Source organism: Polaribacter sp. AHE13PA (assembly GCF_019278505.1).
Classification (GTDB): domain Bacteria; phylum Bacteroidota; class Bacteroidia; order Flavobacteriales; family Flavobacteriaceae; genus Polaribacter.
Genome location: NZ_CP058985.1, coordinates 3,475,157 through 3,495,000, shown reverse-complemented (window position 1 = coordinate 3,495,000; position 19,844 = coordinate 3,475,157). Strand labels below are relative to the sequence as shown.

Here is a 19,844-nt window from a genome sequence, read left to right as displayed (position 1 = left end):
TGCTCTAATCGTTCTCTATCTATTTGATTCTTACGATATCATTTTACCAATATGTCAATGAACTTGTGGTCTATTTACTTGAAATTGACCGTTGTGGAGAATATCGGAGTCGAACCGATGACCTCTTGCGTGCAAGGCAAGCGCTCTAGCCAGCTGAGCTAATCCCCCATTATGAAATTCAGAATAAATCCTAAATTATGAATGTAGAATCCTCTTACTTCCAGAATTTCCTTAGTATTTAGTTATTTGTAGTCCCGGGCAGACTCGAACTGCCGACCTCTACATTATCAGTGTAGCGCTCTAACCAGCTGAGCTACGAGACTATAATAGCTTAAAATACTTATATTATAAAATTAACAGCAAAGAGTAAAAATGACCTTTTTTTGTAACTCACCATCTTTCTCTAGAAAGGAGGTGTTCCAGCCGCACCTTCCGGTACGGCTACCTTGTTACGACTTAGCCCTAGTTACCAGTTTTACCCTAGGCGGCTCCTTGCGGTGACCGACTTCAGGCACTCCCAGCTTCCATGGCTTGACGGGCGGTGTGTACAAGGCCCGGGAACGTATTCACCGGATCATGGCTGATATCCGATTACTAGCGATTCCAGCTTCACGGAGTCGAGTTGCAGACTCCGATCCGAACTGTGATATGGTTTATAGATTCGCTCTCTGTTGCCAGATGGCTGCTCATTGTCCATACCATTGTAGCACGTGTGTGGCCCAGGACGTAAGGGCCGTGATGATTTGACGTCATCCCCACCTTCCTCACTACTTGCGTAGGCAGTCTCGTTAGAGTCCCCAACTTTACTTGATGGCAACTAACGACAGGGGTTGCGCTCGTTATAGGACTTAACCTGACACCTCACGGCACGAGCTGACGACAACCATGCAGCACCTTGTAATCTGTCCGAAGAAAACTCTATCTCTAAAGCTGTCAGACTACATTTAAGCCCTGGTAAGGTTCCTCGCGTATCATCGAATTAAACCACATGCTCCACCGCTTGTGCGGGCCCCCGTCAATTCCTTTGAGTTTCAGTCTTGCGACCGTACTCCCCAGGTGGGATACTTATCACTTTCGCTTAGTCACTGAGCTAATGCCCAACAACTAGTATCCATCGTTTACGGCGTGGACTACCAGGGTATCTAATCCTGTTCGCTCCCCACGCTTTCGTCCCTCAGCGTCAGTACATACGTAGTAGACTGCCTTCGCAATCGGTATTCTGTGTAATATCTATGCATTTCACCGCTACACTACACATTCTATCTACTTCCATATGACTCAAGTCAACCAGTATCAAAGGCAGTTCCATAGTTGAGCTATGGGATTTCACCTCTGACTTAATCGACCGCCTGCGGACCCTTTAAACCCAATGATTCCGGATAACGCTCGGACCCTCCGTATTACCGCGGCTGCTGGCACGGAGTTAGCCGGTCCTTATTCTTACAGTACCGTCAAGCTGGTATACATACCAGTGTTTCTTCCTGTATAAAAGAAGTTTACAACCCATAGGGCAGTCATCCTTCACGCGGCATGGCTGGGTCAGAGTTGCCTCCATTGCCCAATATTCCTCACTGCTGCCTCCCGTAGGAGTCTGGTCCGTGTCTCAGTACCAGTGTGGGGGATCTCCCTCTCAGGACCCCTACCTATCAAAGTCATGGTAAGCCGTTACCTTACCATCTAACTAATAGGACGCATAGCCATCTTTTACCAATAAATCTTTAATTAAGTCTTGATGCCAAAACTCAATACCATGGAGCATTAATCTTCATTTCTAAAGGCTATTCTCCAGTAAAAGGTAGGTTCTATACGCGTTACGCACCCGTGCGCCGGTCGTCATCTGTGCAAGCACAATGTTACCCCTCGACTTGCATGTGTTAAGCCTGCCGCTAGCGTTCATCCTGAGCCAGGATCAAACTCTTCATTGTATATTTTAAATATTTTAATGAATAAGTTTCAAAAGAATTTGTTTAAATAAATCTAAACATGGTTATTCTACTCTTTAATTACGCTGTCAATTTCAATATTTTCAATGAACTTTGTTTTAATCTTAAAAAGCAACCCTAAAAGCTACTCCCTAAATAAAACTTTGTAGAAATGTTAGACTCGAACTAACTGACTCTTTTAAGAGTCATTCCAAATTTTCCCTGATCGTTTTCGCTGTATTTCTTAGCGGCTGCAAACATACAAACTATTTCTAATCTGACAATAAAAAATTAAACTTTTTTTTAATTTCTTTTTGCTTGCTCTAAAACTAAAAAACTTTTGAACGTTTTTGCCGAAAATTTCGGACTGCAAACATACAACTCTTTTTAATTATAAACCTAAGGAAATTGTTATTTTATTTTTAATAAAATTTTGACATTTTATCTAATTAAAATACTAATAATCAACTTACTTACAACTCCTCAATGAACGTTGCTAACTGTGTAATATTACTGTTAGCGGGTGCAAACTTACAACTCATTTTTAATCTAACAACTATTTTTTTACCTTTATTTTAATTTAATTTTACAATGGGTTTTAAGACACTTGTTTTTAACTGTTTATGAAGAAAGTTTTTTTGAGGGTATTTTGAAGGTTTTAGGTTCTGGGGTGGTTTTGGAAGTGGATGCTTGTTTTTAACACAGAGGGACAGAGAAAACATAATAGTGGTAATAGACATTATTATTGTTTGAGATTTGTTGAAATGTGCGTTGTTCTATGAAATAATGTGGTTGAAATGTGTTCAGTTAGTTAAGAATTACGTCATTTCTGGCGCAATAATAGTTCTTGCCATGGTTCTTTTTGTAAAAAAAGTACTTGGGTTAATTATCCTCGGAGTGTTAGAATAATCCTTTTAATATAGATTTTACAAAAAAAACAAGAACATAGACTCTAATATATGAGAGGAGCTCTTCTGTAAATGATTTATTATTAGATATAATTAGAAGGTGAAATTGCTTTGTTCCTCTAAATGGCGTGTATTTTTTTTTATTAACTCATAGAATTAAGTTCTGAAACCTATTTAGAACAACTAATTAATTCGCAAAACTTTTTATATAATATCTGTTTTGCGTACAGTTTGGCATTATCACTGTCATTAGACTTCACAATACTTCGATGTGAAAGATTTTGAGGGTTCAATGAAAACTCTAATTATATTTCCTTTACTAGAATTCTTTGCAAGCGAGCAATTACAAATAAACATCAAAAAAAGTTGAACAGATAGAAAATAGAAAACATAATTGTATTAAATAAAAAAGCCCCTTTAGGTTTTTGAAACCTGAAGGGGCTGATCTTTCTTATAAAAGATTGCTAGATTATACAAAACATTTGCTTTGCAATGACCTTAGTAAGCAAACTAGTTTAGCCCTGATTGCAGTGACATCCTTTTTGTTTTTCACAAAAAGATATAACGGAAAGCAGGAAATAGCTTCTAATACTAACTAGGATTTAACATCCACTTGAATTTAAAGTCAGTTTGAGGAACTACAATTCTTTCTGTAATTCTGTACATTCTGTCTGGTAACTTCATTAAATAATCTCTTGCCTTTTCTGCTTCTGGCGTAAGATTTGTAATTTTATCAATTTCCCAAGCTTCATTTAACTTTCTTATAATGTCTACATAATCGAAACCTGTATAAACGCCCACTCTTTGTGCAACGATAGAAAAATCATCGAACAAAGTCCCTTTCTCTTCAAAAGATTCTCTTAAATGCATTGCAGGCATTACAATTTTATATTTCATCATGTGTTGAAAAGCCAACATCATTTCACTAGGATCAATTTTAAAGATTTCTTTTACGAATTCTGTATATGCTTTGTGGTGACGCATTTCATCTCCTGCAATAATCTTAGACATTTTAGCCAAGGCTTTGTGTCCTTTTTTACGTGCAATTTTAGCTACATTGTTGTGTGAAACATAGGTTGCTAATTCTTGGAAACTAGTGTAGACAAAGTTTTTATATGGGTCTGTTGATGTACCAATATCAAAACCATCTGCAATTAAGTGTTGTGTAGAAATTTCTACTTCACGCATATTTACACGCCCTGATAAGTAAAGGTATTTATTTAACACGTCTCCGTGTCTGTTTTCTTCTGCTGTCCAGGTTCTTACCCATTTTGCCCAACTATTGTCTGGATCTTGACATACTCCATCTAAATCTAATAACCAAGATTCGTAGGTTGGTAATGCTTCTTCTGTAATGGTATCTCCTACAAGTACAACCCAAAAATCGTCATGCAACTCTTTAGATAGTTCTCTAATTTCTTCTACCTCAGTAATAAAAGAGTCTTTTTGAGAATTAGGCAAAAAGTCTGTTGGCTGCCAGATTTTTTCTGCAGGGATTAAGTATTTTTCCATAAAGCGATCCATACTTTTTTCTAAAGTTAGCATCACTTCTTTTCTTACGTTGTGTATAGACATGGTTTTATTTTATGTGTTCTTTAATAACTGATTCTGTTTTTTCTAATAATTCATCAAAAGGTAAAGTGTTTATTTTTACGGGTTGATGAACTGTAAATGTAATTGGACTACCTAAACCTAATGGAAATTTTCCGTATTTAAAAATTTTCCACGAATTATTTATGGTAATCGGCACAATATACCCCTCTTTATTGACTTTAGTTATTACTTTTAGTCCGTTTATTGCAAATTGCTTAGGCTTACCGTCTCTACTCCTAGTCCCCTCCGGGAATATAACAGCACCCCATTTATTTTCCTTAATTCTTTTGGAAAAGGTTATTAAAGCAGAAATTGCTTGCTTTGGATCTTTTCTATCTATTAACGCGGCACCGCCATGTCTTAGGTTAAATGAAATACTTGGTATGCCTTTACCTAACTCTTTTTTAGATACAAATTTTAGTTGATACTTTCTAAATGCCCAACTAATTGGAGAAATATCAAACATACTTTGATGGTTAGACACAAAAATAAGTGAACAATTTTCTGGTAATTTATGTGGATTATTAACCTTTACAACGACTCCTAAAATTAATAGTGTTTTGGATAAAAACCAGTTCATATAATCTACCACTAACTGATGTCCTTTATATCCAAATATTTTTAAGCCCAACCATTGTAATGGATGAAATATAACTAGACTTAAAAAAAACACCAATATAAAAATTGGTGATACTATATAACTTAAAATTTTCATTGAACTCTAATAAAGGTTTCTACTTAGGCAGAAATGTTAGTTATTAAAACCAGTTACTCCAAGGTATTCTAGAAAGAATTAATAATAAAGCAATTCCGTAAAAGATTGCAAAAGTTTTAAATTTTGCTGTGTCTTCTGTTTTCTTTTTATGTTTAGACCAACCTATTGTAATAAGCACAATAGCAATAACCATCATTAAAGGATGTTCTACTGCTAAAAGTCTTGCTGCTTTGTCTCCCATAACTTCACTTCCGTTAGCTTTTAATGCTTTATACCAAGGCGACATAAAATACCATCCTAAACCAATTAATAATTGAATATGAGATAGAATTAAGGTAAACAACCCTAATCTTAAATCTTTGTCTGTAAATGTTCTTTTTTTAAGAACACCTGTAATAGCATTAAATACTGTAAAGATTAAAATTGCTAATACTAAATAAGCCCAATATGAATGTACGTCTTTCATTATATTTTTTAATAGATTTTTAAAGCTGTAAAGTTACTAATTTTAATAATAAAAAAACCACCTCATTTGAGGTGGTTTTAATAATTTATGTAAGAAAAAATTAATTTCTTATGTAAGTATCTCCTTTTAAAATATATCTGTAAACTACATTTTGAGAAGAACCATTATAAACAAAAACTGTAATTGCAAATTTTTGATCTTCTTCCATACCAGAGAAGTGCTTATTAATTACTGTATTAATTACAGTATCAATTTGCTCGTCTGTCCAGTTAAAAGTACTGATGTTACCATAAGTATCTAGGTTTGCAACAGCAGCTGCAAAATCTGGGTTTTCTCCATACGTATCTTTAATTAATGTATAATCAGCATCAACTAATTCATATTTAATAGTATTATCTGGTAACCAATTACTACCATCATGCTCTAATTGTAAAGAAGCAACTACTGTAGACTCATGTGCAACCCAAACACCAGCTGTTTTTGTATATGCATCACCACGTATTTGCTCTCCACTTGAACTAGAAACATATTTATACAATACATTTAATACATCTCCTTCTAATGCATAAGGATATTTAAGGTTTAAGAATGCTGGTAAATAATCACCTGCAGAAGTTGAACTTCCAAAGTTTTCGATACCTATTGAAGCAAAATCTGTATCAGTTAATGAATAATAACCATTACCAGAAGGTAATACCCAAGCTCCTTCAGTAAAAGTATAAATTGCATTATATGTTTCTTTATCACCTACAGTTTCATCTTCTAAAGTTTCATTACTCATAATAGAAGACCAAGTGTTTGCAACACGGAAACCATCAATTATTGCAGATGGTCCACCACCTCCTTGACGGATACCAATTCTTTTTGCAGAATTACCAGAGTTTCCAGTATTAGTAGCTTCAGGAGTTGTTGGTTCTACATCTGAAACTGCTGTTAATACATATAAATTTGCAATACCTGTTTCTACTTCATAAGAAGTTACTATAAGGTAAGTAGTATCTAATTCGTAAGCTGTTGTTCCGTAAGTTAATGAACTTGAACTTGCACCTATACCAAATAATACTTTTCCATTACCATCGCTTTTAGCTCCTGTTCTTGCTGAAAAGTTAAAACTCCCATCTTCTTCCATTAAATGGAAAAAATAAGTTCCGTCACCTACTTCACTTAATTTAATTAAAGCACTAGAGTAAACTTTATTTGAAGTTAATTCTGGAGAAATAGCTGTATTTACATCTTCTGAACCTGAAGTAGAAATTTCTAAAGCTCCACCAACATTTGAAGATGGATAATCTGCCATTGTTAAACCATCAGCTACATACATTAATTCATTAGGAGCACCTGAATGACTAACCCAAGAACCACCAGAAACAGTGGTTAAATCTCCAGCAACTGTACCGTAATCTAAATTTTCATCTAAAGAAACCTCTGGAGTTACCGTAAATACGCTACCTGTATATTGGTCATAATAAGCAGATACATAATCTCCTTCATTAGCCTCGTCATATTCACCTGCAATGATGTCTGTTAAGTAGTCTGCTGGCGTAGTAGTAACTTCAAAGCCTAATAAAGTACTTCCGCTAGTTGCGTAATCTTCTAAACTTAAAGTATAATTTTTAACAGAAAATGCATTCCCTACATATAAGTCATAAGAAATTAATGCAGTAGATCTATTTCCCCAAACTGGGTATTTATCTGATAAAAAACCAGGTAAAGCTTCTTTTGCTTCATCTTCTGAATTAAAACTACCATAAGACAAACCTAAAGTTTCATAATCTTCATCCGTAAGCGTAAGTACTACGTCTCCTGCTACTCCAGATGCATTAGCATCAACTTCTTCATATATATCTTCTAATGGATCACAAGAAGTGAAAACCATTGAAAAAACTGTTAATAATAAAAGTATTTTTTTCATTTTTATATTTTTCTAAAATTTAACTTTTAATCCTAAACTAAATGTTCTTCCTGCTCCGTAATATACTTGTGCAGTATCATAGTCTGAAGTATTACCGTTATTTGCATTTGAAATGTATTCTACATTAAAAAGGTTATTCACATTTGCAGTTAACGTAGAAGATAAACCAGCTATTTCGAAACCATGTCTAAGTCCTAAATCAAATAAATGAAAGTTAGGCATTTTCCAAGTATCAATACCGCTATCAGCCTCATCTGTTCTAGATGTAACATTCATAGTAGCATAGTTGTCTCCAGCATAATTATAATCTAAAGAAACACTAGTTTTATCTAATAAATCATATTTAAGACCTAAAGCAAATGTTGTTTGTGCAGCATTAGAAACTTTTAAGTCTTTTGCATATACTGTTCCACTAGATATAATGTCTCCAGTAGCTTCATCAAACGTAGTTGCAGATGCATTGTCTTTCCATCTCCAGTTTCCTAAAGAAGCCATACCTGTAATAGCTAATTTTTCGATTGGCTTAAATAAGAAATCTATTTCTAAACCTTGGTGTAAAGCGTCTAAACCTGTTACGTTAGATGTAATTACTTCTCCGCCTGCACCAGGAAGACTAAAAGTCATAAATCTATCTAACCAAGAAGTGTTATATAAGTTAACGTTTGCAGAAAACATTTGTGATTTAAAACCGTAACCTAATTCTACACTAAACACTTTTTCATTTAATGCCCCGTCATATAATTCTACAGATTGGTCACTATCAAATATATTGTCGAAAATTGGAGCTCTTGAGAAATACCCAATATTACCAAATACATTTTGTGCGTCATCAATATTAAAGTTAGCACCTGCTTTTGTACTGTATCCTAAGAAATCTGCTGATTCTGATTCTCTATTTTCAGCACCATAAGACATTCTATCTACTTTACTATATACAGAGTTAGATACTGCTGATGAGAAAAATACAGATAAGTCATTTTTACTATATTCTAATTGTGCAAATAAACCATATCTACCTACATGACCATCGTAATCTTTATTAAATTTATCTCCTACTTTTAATGCTTGACCTCCTGTTTTTTCTTCAAGATCATCATTATAGAAATATTCTCCACCTAAAAGGTCTGTTACTTCATACCAGTGAGAACCAACATAATCTCTAGCATCTATACCTCCAGAAAAAGTAAGTGTTTCTGTTAAGTCTGTTTTTAATGTTGATAAAATACCATACCATTCATGAGAGTTTTCTGAAGAAGCAAAAATATCTGTTGCTCCATTAGCTCCACTCGCTTTATTTTCTGCTACAATTAAATCAAAATCGATTGGTTGATCTATATCTCCTAATCTATAATCATTGTTTGTAAATTTTGTTCCTTGAGTTCTTCTACCTCCACCTGAACCAAAAGATGCATAAACAGAAGTAGTTAAGAATGTTTTATCAGAAATTGTCCAGTCATAATTTACAGATAACTGAGGCTTGTGATAAGAGTTAAATGAAGAGTTTTCTACTTGTCCGTCTCTATAACCCCAATCTGGATTAAATCTTTTTCCACCTTGTTCTGTTGCTCTATACTCAGCAATAGTTCTTCTGTTAAATCTTTGTCCGTGTTCTTGAATTGTTCCAATAGCATTAAAAGATAATTTGTGATTATCATTAATTTGTTTAGAAACATTTAAAAAGTAATTAGTTCCTTCAAACTGTAATCCGTCTACATATCCTTCACCAGAAACTTTAGAAGCAGATGCTGTAACAGCAAAACCATTATCCATCATTCCTGTAGATAAAGTCATACCATATTTTTGGTATCCATTATTACCAGTACTCATTGTTACAGAACCACCCTTTAAAGCATCAGTAGATTTAGAGATAATGTTAATTGTACCACCAATTGAAGGTACAGCTACTTTAGAAGCTCCTAAACCTCTTTGTACTTGCATTGCAGAAGTAACATCTGATAAACCAGCCCAGTTAGACCAATATACCGCTCCGTTTTCCATATCATTAACAGGAATACCGTTAATCATAACAGCAATATTTTGAGTTCTAAACCCACGTAAGTTAATATCTCCATCTCCGTAACCACCACCTTGTTTAGTAGCATATACTCCAGGAGTAGATTTTAAAATTTCAGGAAATTCTTGACTTCCTAACTTCGCTTCAATATCTGCAGCTTTAACTGTAGAAACAGCCACTGGTGTTTTTCTACCAATAGCAAAAGAAGTTGCAGTAACAACTATTTCATCTAAGGCGCCAGCATCTTCTGTTAATTTAATCATTTTTAAATTAGCTTTTGAAGTAGAAAAAGCAACTTCTCTATTTGTAAAACCAATAAAAGAAATAACGATAGTACCAGAATTAACATCTGCTGTTAGCGTAAATTTTCCATCAAAATCTGTTGATGTACCGTTTGTTGTGCCTTTCACAACAACACTTGCGCCTGGTAAAGGTTGGTTTGTATCATCTACAACCGTACCAGTAATTTTAGTTTGTCCTAAAACAGTAGCCGTTACTAATAGTAGTGCTACAAATAATAAGTTTTTAAAATTTCTCATTGTTTAATTTTATATTATTAAATGTTCTGCAAAATTCCTCTTTTTACAGACGTTTAATGTTAACTTAATGTTAAGGTTTAACAAAAAATTAAGACACTTAAAGCAATAAAACTATACTTTCTTAACTGAAAACTATACTATTACAATAAAACAAACTTGTGTTTTAAGGTTACCAAATATTTAACAAAACGACAATAAAAATTGAAACCAAATAATTTAAAGACAGCTACCTAAAGCCCCCTTATTATAGTGAGTAGATTTCGATAAATTTCTTTTGATTGTTAGGTAAAAGAGCCTATTTATAACACAGAAAAGCCTGCTATATAGCAGGCTTTTCTGTGTTATAAACTTAAAGAAATCTTTATGAATTACTTAATAATTTTTTAGCCATTTCTTTCCCTAATTCTACACCAAATTGGTCATAACTATAGATATTCCATAAAATTCCTTGAGTAAAAATTTTATGCTCATACATGGCTATAAGTTTCCCTAAAGAACGAGGTGTTAATTTATCAAAAAGAATTGCATTACTTGGTCTGTTTCCTTCAAAAACTTTAAAAGGTAACAGTTTTGCAATTTTATCTTCATCACCAGAAAACTTTAATTCTAAATGCACTTCTTCTTTTGTTTTACCAAAAGCTAGAGCATCCATTTGTCCGTAGTAATTAGACATTAATTTTTTATGATGATCTGTTAAACCATATAACGACTCTTTATACCCAATAAAATCTGCAGGAATCAACTTAGTCCCTTGGTGCACTAATTGCATAAAAGCATGTTGCATATTAGTACCTGTACTTCCCCAAACAATAGTACCTGTTTGGTAATTTACTTTCTCACCGTTTCTATCTACACCTTTACCATTACTTTCCATAATAGCTTGTTGTAAATAAGCAGGTAGTTTAGCTAAGTATTGAGAATATGGTAAAACTGCCTCTGTTTCTGCACCGTAAAAATTATTATACCAAATGCTTAACAATGCTAAAATTACAGGAATATTTGTATCAAAATCTTCATTTTTAAAATGAAGATCCATTTCTTCTGCTCCTTCTAAAAGTTGCTTATAATTATCATAACCTACAGATAAACTAATAGACAAACCAACTCCAGACCAAAGTGAAAAACGACCACCAACCCAGTTCCACATCGGAAAAACATTTGCTTTATCTATACCAAAACTATCTACTGCTTCTAAGTTTGTAGAAACTGCCACAAAGTGTTTTGGAATATCAAAAATAGTTGCCGATTTTAAAAACCAGTTCTTAAGCGTTTCCGCATTAGAAATAGTTTCTTGTGTTGTAAAAGTTTTAGACACAATTACAAATAAAGTTGTTTCTGGGTTTAAAGTTTTCATCACTTCAGAAACGTGATCTCCATCTACATTAGAAACAAAATGTGTTGTTAATTGGTTCTTGTAAAACTTTAAAGATTCTACAACCATATCTGGTCCTAAATCAGACCCACCAATACCTATATTAACAATATCTGTAATTGCTTTACCTGTATATCCTTTCCATTTACCAGAAATAACTTTGTTAGAAAAACTTTTAATTTTTCTTAAAGCAGCTTGTATTTGTGGCTTAATATTTTTTCCATCAACTAAAATAGGTTCATCAGAAGTACTTCTTAATGCGGTATGTAGCACCTCTCTACCTTCAGTAACATTAATTACTTCACCAGCATATTGCTTATCTATTGCATCTTTTAAATCTACCTCTTTTGCTAAATCAACTAGCAATTTAATAGTTTCTTTAGTAACTCTATTCTTAGAAAAATCTACTAATAAATCATCAAAATTTAAAGAAAAGTCTTCTTTTCTATTGGTTTCTTTATCTAAATCTTTTATGCTGATATTTTTAATATCATTAAAATGATTTGTTAATGCTTCCCATGCATTTGTTGTAGTTGGGTTGATGTTTTTTAAAGCCATTTTATTTTAATTTTGTGCTATTCTTTCTATAACTTCTGGTTCTTCAACCGGAAGAATTTTGTTTTCTAATCGATATTTAAGCGGTTTAATAAACTCTAAATATTCTGGTAATAAACTTTTCTTTAAAGGTTCTGCGGAAGGTAATTTTTCTTTAAATGGATCTACTTGTTGCCCATGTTTCCAAAAACGATAACAAACATGAGGCCCACCAGTATTACCTGTCATACCTACGTAACCAATAACGTCTCCTTGTTTTACATACTGACCTTTCTTTACATTCTGATTGCTCATGTGTAAATATTGGGTTGAATATGTACTATTGTGCTTAATTTTAACAAACTTACCATTACCACCTCTTCTTGTAGATTCTACAACAGTTCCACTTGCTGTTGCTAAAATTGGTGTTCCTATTTTTGCTGCAAAATCGGTACCTTTATGAGGTTTAATTTTATTACCATAATAGGCAATTCGTCTTCTTAAATTATATCTTGATGATATTCTGTATTGAAACTTAATAGGAGATTTTAAAAACTGACTACGCAACATGTTTCCATTCTCATCATAATACTCAGGAATCCCTAATTTAGAATCTGAAATGAATCTAAAGGCTAGTAAATTTGCACCATTATGGTTAAAAACTGCCGATTTAATATTTCCGTATCCCGCAAAAAGAGAATCTTTTATATATTTCTCTTCAAAAACAAGCTTAAATGAATCTCCTTTTTGAAGTTTGTAAAAATCTAAAGTCCAAGCATAAATATCTGCAACTGCATACGTTAAACTTGATGATAAATGCAAACTATCCATTGTATTAGATAGATTAGAATAAATGACTCCTTCTACTACTCTTTCAACCGTTTTTATTGGCTGCGCATAAACTTGTGCTTTAATTATTGAATCTTTAAAATCAATAACTGTTGCATTTATTACACTGTTTTTATAAATAAAAACCTTAGCCTCTGCTAAGGAATCTTTACTCGATAAAATTAAATAAGGTTTCCCTGCTCTTAATCTTCTAACATCAAACTCTTCTCTTATTGAGTTAGATATTTCGCTAATTTTAGGGTAACCTACATGGTGTCTATCTAAAATTTCACCAAAACTTTCTCCACTTCTAATAGTGTCTTGAATTACTTTATAATCATCTGTATTATACCCATATTTAAAAACAGGTTTAGGTTTTACTTTTTTTGGAGGTGTAACGGTTTTCTCAACTTCTTTCTTACAAGATGATATAGAGGTAATTAAGACTAAAAGGAAGATTATTTTTCTCAAGAATAGGTGCTATTGAATGTGGTTTCAAAAGTACAAATAAAAAATATTTCTAAGGCCGCTATCTTTATGAACTTCCGATAACGGTTTCGTTAAAAATTTCTTAATTTTTAACGAAAGGATTCGCCAACCCCTTATACGTCTCTAGTTCAGCTCTTAAAGAGCCAACTGCTAAATCTGCTTTTATCTTTATTGGTATTTTATTAGCATCAGCAGTTATCCAAAGTGTAACACTTTCTTGTGCTTTAAAAACTCTACCAGATTGCACCAAAGGTCTAAAAATTAAAGTATTTATTTTTCCGAATTTCGTTTTTAAAGTTTCTGTTCCTAAGAAACGTAATTTAAAAGGGTATACTTGAGAGTCTAAGAACATATCTATAGCAATTTCCTCACCTACTTTCATACCAGAAACATCTTTATTTCTTAAATAGTAAAAAGAGGATAGTATATCTTGTACATTAGAAAAAGCTACAGAAGTATCTTTTTGAATGGTAAAATCCTGAACGTAAGCTTTATTAGAGTTATAATTAAAAGAAGTAATTCTATGTTTTTTATAACCACCTTCATCAATCTTTCTTTTAAAAAGATAAGGTTTTACAGAATCTTTATCAAAATAAGATTCATACACATCATCTACTTCAAAAAACCACTTTATCATTCCAGAAGTCCAACCAGTTCCTTTTGTATAAAAAACTGTTTTGCCATTAAGCTCTTTTTCATTCACTTCTAAGACCGCAGTTCCCGCTCTTAAAAAACCACTGTAACTCATTTTATAACGTAACGACTCTCCGCTTTTAAAAGCTTTTAAATTTTCTTGACTATTAGTAGTTGTCAAAAAAAGAAGGGCAAAAAATAATAGGGTATATCTTTTCATAAAAATCAAACTTATAAAAAAGTAATGACAATTACCGTTCCAAAACGATAAAAAGCAACTTATTAACTATTTAATACTGTATCCTTAAGGAATAAATAACCTTAAAATGTTCCCCAGTTTTTCAATTCTTCTTCGCTCCATAAATATGGATAAAAAATTCTTCGCTGATATTTCGGGTGCATATATTTACGCCAACTACTACCTCCCGTTGCTTCTAAATCTTTCTCTTTTCCACCAATATATTTTGCTGCCGCATTATAATGTGCCATTACCCATTTTACATTTACAGTATAATCATAATGACGCATGGCTTTTATTAATTCTTCATTCTCTTGAACTTTTTTGGGTAATTGTTTAAACTTTAAAGACAGATTAATATCATTGTAATCTTCCATAAAATCGATAAAATCTCCCATATATTTTTGTTCAAAAAGATTTAATAAGGTAGATTTTTGTCCCGTAGTATAATTTTTACCAGCTGCTTGCCAATACAGGTGATTGTATGCATTTTTAAAAGAAGAATTTCTATCTATTTCATCTCTAAAACGTACATCTATTAAATTGATTAATTCTGTAGAAGCAAATTCTATTTTTCGGTATTGAGCAGATTGAAAACCACTTGCGGGCGTTAATGTATTTCTAAATTTTAAATATTGATCTTTCTCCATTCCGTCTGCCATCACATTAAAAGAGCTACATAACATATCAAAATATCGACTGATTCTCCCCAAATGCAAAGAAAATTTATCTGCAGTAACTTCTATTGTTTTTGCAACCTGATCAATTTCCCACAAAATCATTTTAAATAACAACTCGTTTACTTGATGATACATGATAAAAACCATTTCATCTGGCTGCGTGGTTCTTGGGGTTTGCAAGCCTAAAAGTGCATCTGTTTGAATATAATCCCAATATGTTATTGGTGTGCTCCAGAGTAAACCTTCTAGCATAGAGTCTACCGGAACTCCTAATTTATCGTATTTTTCTTCTATTGCTTTTAGTATTTCTTCTCTGTTCATGCTTTTTTAAAATCTATATTTTTAGAGTCAAGAAACAAGATGATTTTGATTTTTTGACTTTAATGGCAATTTACTATAAAAATTGATTTTTTTTAGAATAAAAATATTTCTTGATTTGTCCTAATTTTAGTTTATACCTACAAAGTTTTTGAAACCTTACTGGATAATGAATATGTAAATATTTACTGAAACTGAAAACTATTTACTAAATTTCGTATTGATTCTTGGTTCAGCTTTTTTTAAAGCGTCCCTCTTTTTGCTTGCTCTCTTTCTATAGATTCAAACAATGCTTTAAAGTTTCCTGCTCCAAAACCTTTAGCCCCCATTCTTTGAATGATTTCAAAAAACAAAGTTGGTCTATCTTCCACAGGTTTTGTAAAAATTTGTAATAAATATCCTTCTTCATCAGCATCAATCATAATACCCAAACCTTTTAATTTTTCGATATCTTCTCTTAACTCATGGCTATATTCTTCTAATCTTCCTGGAACTGCATTATAATATTCTTCTGGTGGCGTTGATAAAAATTCTACGCCGTTTACTTTTAATTGACCAACCGTTTTTATGATGTCATCTGTAGCAACTGCAATATGTTGCACGCCAGAACCTTCGTAAAAATCTAAATATTCTTCAATTTGAGAACGTTTTTTTCCTTCTGCAGGTTCATTTATAGGGAATTTGATTCTCCCATTTCCATTAGACATTACTTTACTCATTAATGCGGAATATTCTGTATGAATTTGCTTATCATCAAAAGATAAAAAGTTAACAAAGCCCATAACATCTTCATAAAATTTTACCCACGTATTCATTTGATTCCAACCCACATTACCAACCATGTGGTCTATGTATTTTAATCCTGCAGCTGGTGGATTGTAATCTGATTCCCATTTTTTAAAACCTGGTAAAAATGCACCGTTGTAGTTTTTACGCTCAACAAATAAGTGTACCGTTTCTCCGTACGTATAAATTCCTGCTCTAATAACCTCACCATGTTCGTCTTTTTCTACAGTTGGTTCCATATAAGATTTCGCTCCGCGGGATATTGTTTCTGCATACGCTTTTCTAGCATCTTCTACCCAAAGTGCAATAATTTTTACACCATCGCCATGTTTTACAATATGATCATTTATAGGAGATTTGCTATTTAACGGAGTAGTTAACATTAACTTTATTTTATCTTGAGTTAATACATAACTTACAGCATCTTTAGACCCAGTTTCTAAACCGCGATATGCGTGCGATTGAAATCCAAATGCTGTTTTATAAAAGTGTGCTGCTTGTTTTGCATTACCTACATAAAACTCTACGTAATCTGTTCCTAATAATGGAAGGAAATCTTGTGCACCTTCAAATATTTTTTCTAAACCGTAGCTTACTGATTTTATTTCTTTTGCCATCTTTATGTTTTTATAGAACAAAGAAAAAAGACTTTTAGAGTTTGTTTTGAAAACCCATTGTCATCTTTTAAAATTCTTGAATTTTAATTTCAATCTTTGCTAATTGTTCTTTATTTATATAATTTCTGTTACAAGCTATTATTAATTGAGTTTCGAGCTCGAAAGAAGAACCTAAAGCGATATCAATAAAGTCAGAAAAAGATTTATCTGTTCTCGATGATCCTTCTGCAATATAACTTGGAATAGAAACTGAACACCTACTAATTTGATAAATTAAACCAAATCTTTAAGTTCTTATAATTATGTCATTTTCTAACGGTCATAATCTCTTTTCTTGTTTCTTGTTTCTCTTTTCTATTTACTCAAGCCACGATTTATAATACTCTTCATCGGCAATTTTCATAGCTTCTTCTGTAACCATTAAAGGTTTAAAGGTGTCTACCATAACTGCTAATTCTTCGGTTTTTGTTTTTCCGATACTTTTCTCTGTAGTTCCTGGGTGTGGACCGTGAGGAATTCCGGCTGGATGCAAGGAAATATGCCCTTGATCGATGTCGTTTCTACTCATAAAATCGCCATCTACATAATATAAAACCTCGTCAGAATCTATATTACTGTGGTTATATGGTGCGGGAATCGAGTTTGGATGATAGTCATACAGACGCGGCACAAAACTGCAAATTACAAAGGCATTTGTTTCAAAGGTTTGATGCACAGGAGGCGGTTGATGGATACGTCCCGTAATTGGTTCGAAATCGTGAATTGAAAATGCATAAGGAAAATTATAACCGTCGTAACCCACTACATCAAAAGGATGTGAAGCATAAATCATTTCTATAATTTCGTCTTGTTTTTTTACTTTTATTAGGAAATCGCCTAATTCGTTATGCGTTTCTAATTCCTCGGGTCTTCTTAAATCTCGTTCACAAAAAGGTGAGTGTTCCAATAATTGACCGAAATAATTTCGATATCTTTTTGGCGTATACACTGGCGAGTAAGATTCTACGATAAAAAGTCTGTTGTTTTCATCATCAAAATCTAGTTTGTAAATAATTCCACGTGGAATTACCAAGTAATCACCGTATTTAAAGTTGATGTTACCAAGATGCGTTCTTAATTTTCCAGTTCCTTTATGAATAAAAATTACTTCGTCTGCATCTGTATTTTTGTAAAAATAATCTGTGGTAGGTTTTTTTGGTGCTGATAAAATAATATTACAATCAGAATTTGTTAAAACAATTTTTCTACTTTCTAGATAGTCGTTTTCTGGCTGAACTTGAAATCCGCGAAAACGATACGATTGAATATTATTGGCTTTTGCAATTTTTGGTTTTACAGAATATTGTTTACCAATATGCTTAACCATGGTTGGCCTGTGCTCGTGATACGAATTGGTAGACATTCCGTCGAAACCAATAGTGCCAAACAATTGCTCGTAATACAAACTGCCGTCTTTTTTACGAAATTGCGTGTGTCTTTTGGGTGGAATTTCCCCTAGCTTATGATAAAAAGGCATAATTTTAATGTATTAAATGATTAAAAAAATGAATAGATGAATAAAACCTACATAGTTCTTTAAATAAAAATTTAGGTTTTAATTGAGAGATTCTGAAACAAGTTCAGAATGACAGTAAACTATCATCACTCTGGATTGCGTTTTATGAAGAATTTTAGATATGCAAGTAAACCTGAAAACATCTCAATCGATTTCGTTGTTCAACAAATATAACAAAAGATTGTTAGAAGATTGATTTACAGAATTAAAAACTACAATCTTGAAAAGGAGTAAATGCTATTAAAAGGATTAAAATACATGCTAATACAGTAAACAAAGAAGATGTTTTTCTTTCTGCTATTTTAAAACTAACATCTGTACTATTAGATTGTAGTAAAATATCGTTTGATTGATATAATGGATGGTCTAATTTACTTTTTGGGGAATTATTTTTTGGAATCTTTTGATAATAAAAGAGTAAAAATGAAATTACTACAAATGAACCAAAACTAAACATTAATAAATCATATGCAGTTAAAACCCTATCGAAAAAAGGAAAAAAAGGTAATATATTAAGGCTATACATCGTTTATAATTTTAACTAAGATAAACAACAAAAAATAAAAGACCCTTTAGGTTTCAAAAACCTGGAGGGTCTTTTATAATAAGATTATAAAACTAAGTTAAGAATTACAAGTTAATTACTCAATCTTTTTAACTACAGCTTTTGGCGCTTCTTTTTTAGATCCGTCAAAACCTTCCACACCACCAACTGTTGTGTATTTCATTACATATTTTTTATCTGGAAAAATACGTTGATACGCACTCTGACACATTAAAGTAGCTTCGTGAAAACCACATAAAATCAACTTTAATTTTCCTGGATAGGTATTTACATCTCCAATGGCATAAATACCTGGAATATTGGTTTGGTAATCTAAAGCGTTGTTTACTTTAATAGCATTTTTTTCTATTTCTAATCCCCAATTTGCAATTGGACCTAGTTTTGGAGACAAACCAAATAATGGAATAAAATGATCTGCTTCAATGATAAAAGGTTCTTCTCCTTTTTTAACAACAGAAACTCCGGTTACTTTATCTGCCCCCTCAATTCCTTTAACTTCTGCAGGTGTTATCATGGTAATTTTACCAGCATCTTTTAACTCTTGTACTTTGTCTACAGAATCTAAAGCACCTCTAAATTCGTTTCTTCTATGAATTAATGTTACAGAAGAAGCTACATCTGTTAAAAATATTGACCAATCTAATGCAGAATCTCCTCCTCCAGAAATGACTACTTTTTTATCTCTATAAAACTCCGGATCACGAATAATATATTCTACTCCTTTATCTTCGAAATCTGTAATATTAGGAATTGGCGGTTTTCTTGGCTCAAAAGAACCTAAACCACCTGCAATTGCTACTATTTTTGCATGATGCTTTGTACCTTTGTTAGTGGTTACTATAAAAGTTCCATCTTCTTGCTTATCTATTGTTTCTGCGCGTTCACCTAATGTAAAACCTGGTTCAAATTGTTTAATTTGCTCCATTAATTTATCAGTTAAATCGCCTGCTAAAATTTCTGGATATGCTGGAATATCATAAATAGGTTTCTTAGGATAAATCTCCGAACATTGCCCGCCTGCTTGCGGCAACGCATCTATTAAATGACAACGTAATTTTAATAAACCTGCTTCAAAAACTGTAAAAAGTCCGGTTGGACCTGCACCAATAATTAAGATATCTGTAGTAATCACTTTTTTTATTATTTTGTCTTTACAAAGA

14 protein-coding genes, 2 tRNA genes and 1 rRNA gene are annotated in these 19,844 nt (G+C 32.6%); all 17 read right to left on the bottom strand.

What is annotated here, in order from left to right:
- Positions 1-94 precede the first annotated feature (94 nt).
- Positions 95-168: transfer RNA gene (locus tag H0I28_RS14985), tRNA-Ala, on the bottom strand.
- A gap of 81 nt (positions 169-249) precedes the next feature.
- Positions 250-323, bottom strand: a tRNA-Ile gene (locus tag H0I28_RS14980).
- 84 nt (positions 324-407) lie between these two features.
- Positions 408-1,925 (bottom strand): 16S ribosomal RNA (locus H0I28_RS14975).
- Positions 1,926-3,421: 1,496 nt separating this feature from the next.
- On the bottom strand, positions 3,422-4,405 hold the full coding sequence (locus tag H0I28_RS14970) for an acyl-ACP desaturase (protein ID WP_165734367.1): 984 nt from the start codon (positions 4,403-4,405) through the stop codon (positions 3,422-3,424).
- 4 nt (positions 4,406-4,409) lie between these two features.
- Entirely contained in the window at positions 4,410-5,138 is a 729-nt protein-coding gene (locus tag H0I28_RS14965) for a 1-acyl-sn-glycerol-3-phosphate acyltransferase (RefSeq protein WP_218759595.1), read from the bottom strand.
- Positions 5,139-5,181: 43 nt separating this feature from the next.
- Entirely contained in the window at positions 5,182-5,604 is a 423-nt protein-coding gene (locus H0I28_RS14960) for a hypothetical protein (RefSeq protein WP_218754972.1), read from the bottom strand.
- Between the two features lie 100 nt (positions 5,605-5,704).
- Complete coding sequence (locus H0I28_RS14955) at positions 5,705-7,516, bottom strand: hypothetical protein (protein WP_218759594.1); 1,812 nt, start codon at positions 7,514-7,516, stop codon at positions 5,705-5,707.
- Between the two features lie 12 nt (positions 7,517-7,528).
- On the bottom strand, positions 7,529-10,069 hold the full coding sequence (locus tag H0I28_RS14950) for a TonB-dependent receptor (protein ID WP_218732238.1): 2,541 nt from the start codon (positions 10,067-10,069) through the stop codon (positions 7,529-7,531).
- 361 nt (positions 10,070-10,430) lie between these two features.
- Complete coding sequence (gene pgi, locus H0I28_RS14945) at positions 10,431-11,999, bottom strand: glucose-6-phosphate isomerase (RefSeq protein WP_218732237.1); 1,569 nt, start codon at positions 11,997-11,999, stop codon at positions 10,431-10,433.
- Between the two features lie 6 nt (positions 12,000-12,005).
- Positions 12,006-13,274, bottom strand: a complete 1,269-nt coding sequence (locus H0I28_RS14940; RefSeq protein ID WP_218732236.1) for a peptidoglycan DD-metalloendopeptidase family protein — start codon at positions 13,272-13,274, stop codon at positions 12,006-12,008.
- Positions 13,275-13,374: 100 nt separating this feature from the next.
- Positions 13,375-14,145: a DUF3108 domain-containing protein gene (locus H0I28_RS14935; protein WP_218754968.1), complete on the bottom strand. Its 771-nt coding sequence runs from the start codon at positions 14,143-14,145 to the stop codon at positions 13,375-13,377.
- Positions 14,146-14,246: 101 nt separating this feature from the next.
- Positions 14,247-15,164, bottom strand: coding sequence for a tryptophan 2,3-dioxygenase family protein (locus tag H0I28_RS14930; protein ID WP_218732234.1), 918 nt, complete (start codon positions 15,162-15,164; stop codon positions 14,247-14,249).
- 239 nt (positions 15,165-15,403) lie between these two features.
- Entirely contained in the window at positions 15,404-16,564 is a 1,161-nt protein-coding gene (hppD, locus tag H0I28_RS14925) for a 4-hydroxyphenylpyruvate dioxygenase (RefSeq protein ID WP_218759593.1), read from the bottom strand.
- A 67-nt stretch (positions 16,565-16,631) separates the two neighbouring features.
- Positions 16,632-16,796: a four helix bundle protein gene (locus H0I28_RS14920; RefSeq protein WP_254712885.1), complete on the bottom strand. Its 165-nt coding sequence runs from the start codon at positions 16,794-16,796 to the stop codon at positions 16,632-16,634.
- 126 nt (positions 16,797-16,922) lie between these two features.
- A complete protein-coding gene (locus H0I28_RS14915; RefSeq protein ID WP_218759592.1) occupies positions 16,923-18,080 on the bottom strand; it encodes a homogentisate 1,2-dioxygenase in 1,158 nt (385 codons plus the stop codon).
- A gap of 244 nt (positions 18,081-18,324) precedes the next feature.
- Entirely contained in the window at positions 18,325-18,645 is a 321-nt protein-coding gene (locus H0I28_RS14910) for a hypothetical protein (RefSeq protein ID WP_218754965.1), read from the bottom strand.
- Positions 18,646-18,760: 115 nt separating this feature from the next.
- On the bottom strand, positions 18,761-19,816 hold the full coding sequence (locus H0I28_RS14905; RefSeq protein WP_218732230.1) for an NAD(P)/FAD-dependent oxidoreductase: 1,056 nt from the start codon (positions 19,814-19,816) through the stop codon (positions 18,761-18,763).
- Between the last annotated feature and the right edge of the window lie 28 nt (positions 19,817-19,844).